The organism is Boseongicola sp. (genome assembly GCF_057460485.1).
This window is the reverse complement of sequence record NZ_JBVCWP010000326.1, coordinates 1-4,023: the sequence shown is the minus strand read 5'-3', so window position 1 is coordinate 4,023 and position 4,023 is coordinate 1. Positions and strand designations below refer to the sequence as shown.

2 protein-coding genes are annotated in these 4,023 nt (G+C 55.8%); both read left to right on the top strand.

Features of this window, described 5'->3' with window-relative positions:
• Positions 1 to 1,217, top strand: a 1,217-nt coding sequence (locus tag AC221Y_RS21320) for a P-loop NTPase family protein (protein WP_486708350.1), incomplete at its 5' end; no start/stop codon positions are given.
• Between the two features lie 135 nt (positions 1,218 to 1,352).
• Positions 1,353 to 3,800 carry a ligase-associated DNA damage response DEXH box helicase gene (locus AC221Y_RS21315; RefSeq protein ID WP_486708349.1) on the top strand — a complete coding sequence of 816 codons (2,448 nt, stop codon included), beginning with the start codon at positions 1,353 to 1,355 and terminating at the stop codon, positions 3,798 to 3,800.
• The last annotated feature ends 223 nt before the right edge of the window (positions 3,801 to 4,023 follow it).

Genomic DNA, 4,023 nt, shown 5'->3' with positions numbered 1-4,023 from the left:
TGAAAACAATGTTCCGAATGAACATCGATGCCGTGACAGAAATTGCGAAGGCCGTCTGCCTTCCGATCCCTGTTACTCAGGAAATTATCGACATGGCCCGTGAACAGCGCATGCTCGAAGCAACGGGTACGCTGCACGCTAACTCAGGTGGCGCAATGGGGTATCAACTCACTGACGTCGGCAAAGCCCGGGCGCTCGATGCCTTGGCCCAATCAGAATACTACGGCGCTATGCCGGTGCCCTTGGATGTCTACTCTGAACAGGTCAAACGCCAGTCGATCCGCAATATTCAGGTCACTCGGGACCAGTTGAACGGCGCCATGGGCCACTTGATCCTACCTGAAGAACTGCTCGACCATCTCGGTCCCGCAGTCAGCGCGGGTCGTTCGGTTTTGATGTATGGCCCTCCTGGAAACGGTAAGTCCTCGATCTCGAACGGCGTTCGCGACGCCTTGGGCTACAAAATATACGTGCCGCGCGCCATTGAATATTCCGGTCAGGTGATCACGGTGTATGATCCGATTGTCCACACTGCCGCGCAAGAACAGGTCGATGATCCAAACGCGCTCCGCAGGGCTTCCGGGCGCTATGACACGCGATACGTGCTTTGTGATCGTCCTACGGTGATCACTGGTGGTGAGTTGTCGCTCTCGATGCTTGACCTTATCTATAATCCCACCGCTCGCACCTATCAGGCACCGCTACAACTTAAATCTACCGGCGGCGTCTTTATCGTGGACGACCTTGGCCGTCAGGAAGAGCCGCCGCAGGCGCTGGTGAACCGCTGGATTGTCCCCCTGGAAGAAAACAAGGATATCCTTTCGCTTCAATCAGGCGAGAAGTTCGAGGTCCCCTTCGACACTCTTGTGATTTTCTCAACCAACTTCCACCCAAACGAAATCTTCGACAAAGCGGCCCTGCGCCGGATCTTTTTCAAGATCAAAATTGATGGCCCCGATCAGGAAGACTACCTGAAAATCTTCGCCATGGTCGCGCGCAAGCGCAAGATGCCGCTGGACGAAGACACGCTGGTTTACCTGATCAAGCACAAATATCCGACGATCGACAATATCTATGCGAACTATCAGCCGATCTTCCTTGTGGATCAGATGATTGCTATCTGCGAATTTGAGGGCATCCCCTATCAGATGTCCCCCGAACTGATCGACCGCGCTTGGTCGAACATGTTCGTCAAAGAAGAAAAGATCATCCACTAACATCTCGGTCGCACGGGGCCTGATCCTGAGCGGCCAAACGGAGGGGCATTGCCCCCTCCCGACAACATACCCAACATTTGCATTTGATAAACGCAAAGGCTTTCCCCGGACGCGGGTTCAGCCTATTTGCGATATATGCCCGCGCTTCCCAAGAAATTTGACGACTGGTTTGCTTCGCGTGGTTGGGCAATCCACCCACATCAGTCCGAAATGGTCTCGCGATCAGAGGCGTCTTCGCTTCTTTTGATCGCACCGACCGGCGGCGGCAAAACGCTTGCGGGGTTCCTGCCTACCCTCACAGAGCTGGCGGATGGCTTGCACAGCGGTTTGCACACAATCTACGTCTCACCTCTGAAAGCGCTGGCAGCCGACATTCGCAGAAACCTTGGCACGCCCATTGACGCAATGGGACTTCCGGTCCGCGTCGAAGATCGCACGGGCGACACCTCTGCGACGCGCAAAAGGCGCCAACGCGCGGATCCGCCGCATATCCTGCTGACCACGCCCGAAAGCCTTGCGTTGCTTCTCACCTACGAAGACGCCCCACGGATCTTCGCCGGTCTGTCTCGGGTGATCGTGGATGAAATTCACGCTCTTTCAGAAAATAAACGCGGCGATCAATTGATGCTCTGCCTTGCAGAGATGCAAGAGCTGGCACCAGGCATGCGTCGCGTGGGTCTTTCGGCAACGGTCGAAGACCCACGCGCTATTGCGCATTTTCTTGCGCGACATCCAAACCCCTGTCCGGTGCTATACGCCGACCCCGGTCCCGCGCCAGATATCTCGATGCTTGAAACTGAAGAGTTACCTCCGTGGTCTGGGGGCGGCGGAAAATATGCGATTCCTCGCGTGCTCGAGGAAATCAAAAACCACAAGACGACGTTGATCTTTCACAATACCCGCGCTCAGGCTGAAATATTTTTTCATGAGCTGTGGCTGGCAAACGACGACAGTTTGCCAATCGGCATCCATCACGGCAGCCTGTCACGCGAGCAACGCGAACGGGTGGAGGCCGCGATGGTCCGCGGAGATCTCCGCGCGATTGTCGCGACAGGCTCATTGGACCTTGGCATTGACTGGGGGGATGTCGATCTTGTCATTCAGATCGGCGCCCCGAAAAACGTGAAGCGTCTCGTGCAGCGGATTGGTCGCGCAAATCATACCTACAACGCGCCGTCAAAGGCGCTGGTGGTTCCCGCGAACCGATTTGAAGTTGTTGAGTGCGTTGCCGCACTTGAGGCCGTGCGCGAAGCGGACCTCGACGGCGAGCCTCGTGGTCGCGCACCACGCGATGTCTTGTGTCAACACATCTTAATCCGCGCTTGCCGAGGACCCTTCGATGCAGACGCGCTTTATCGCACATTTACCTCGACCGGCGCGTTTTCAGATCTGACACAAGACGCATTTGACCAATGCCTCGAGATGGTTGCGACAGGCGGCTATGCGCTTCGCGCTTACGACCGATGGCAACGCCTGAAGCAACGGGAAGACGGGCTTTGGCAATTGCGCGACCCGCGGGCAGCTCAACAAATCCGCATGAACTTGGGCACCATTCAGGACACTGATACGTTGAAAGTCCGGCTGAAAGGGCGCGGCGGCGGGCGCCCACTTGGGGAAATCGAGGAAGGTTTTGCCGCGACGTTGACGCCCGGCGACACGTTCCTGATCGGTGGCCGCGTGGTTCGGTACGAAGGACTGCGTGAACTGACAGTCGAGGTCTCGCGCAGAGCCAACAAGCCACCAAAAATCGCAACGTTTATGGGGACGAAATTCGCCACGTCCACCCAATTATCCGAGCGCATTCTCCGGACTTTCAAACAGGAAAGCTGGCCCGAACTTCCCTGCCATACATCTGAGTGGTTGAAGCTTCAGCGCAGGGTTTCGAAGCTGCCAAGTGCCGATCGACTGCTGATCGAAAGCTTCCCGCATGATGGGCGGCACCACACCTGCGTCTATGGCTTTGCAGGTCGTAACGCAATGCAAACACTGGGTTTATTAGTTACTGAACGCATGGAAAACGCAGGGCTTGATCCCTTGGGGTTTGTTGCCACTGACTATGCCGTTTTGATCTGGGGGCTCAATCAGGTGCCAGACCCGCACCCCCTTTTTAATGGCGAGAACTTGAGAGACGCCTTCGAAACCTGGTTGTCTGGCAACGCTGTCATGAAGCGTACTTTCCGCGCATCGGCGACTATTGCCGGGCTCTTGGAGCGCAATTGGGGACATCAACGCAGAAGCGGGCGACAGGCGAGTTTTTCGTCCGACATTCTCTATGATACTTTGACCAAATATGACCCTGATCACCTTATGCTGGACATCACACGCGACGAAGCGATGAGGGGGCTTGTGGATTTTGGGCGCATTGAAAACATGCTGGAACGCACCAACGGGCATATCGACCATCTTGTGCTTGATCGCGTCACACCACTGGCGGCGCCTTTGTTTCTTGAGGCCGGTCGCGTGCCCGTTTTTGGAGAAGGCAGGGCGCGACTGGCAGAGCAAGAAGCCGAGCGATTGATGCAGGCTGCAGGCCTTGATCACTTGCCTCAAAAGGAGAAAACTGTGCGGCACAATCCATCCTAAGCCTCGCACACAGGGCTCGTATCCAATTTAAGCGTCCCTGATTACGGTTAACGTTGGTTTATCTCTTGGCCGCATTACTTTGGCAGCCTGCGGCGTCTGCGCAGCGCTATCAAGAGGCTTGCAATCCAAACAATCACGAACCAAGAACGAAGCATGAACGCCACGATTTCATTCTGCGATGAACAAATATGTTTGCTTCCTACCGGGGCGCTCTATTGGCCTC

What these genes read in the sequence shown, in the direction of transcription:
- AC221Y_RS21315 (WP_486708349.1), top strand. Translation starts at nt 1,353, where the DNA reads ATGCCCGCGCTTCCCAAGAAATTTGACGACTGGTTTGCTTCGCGTGGT.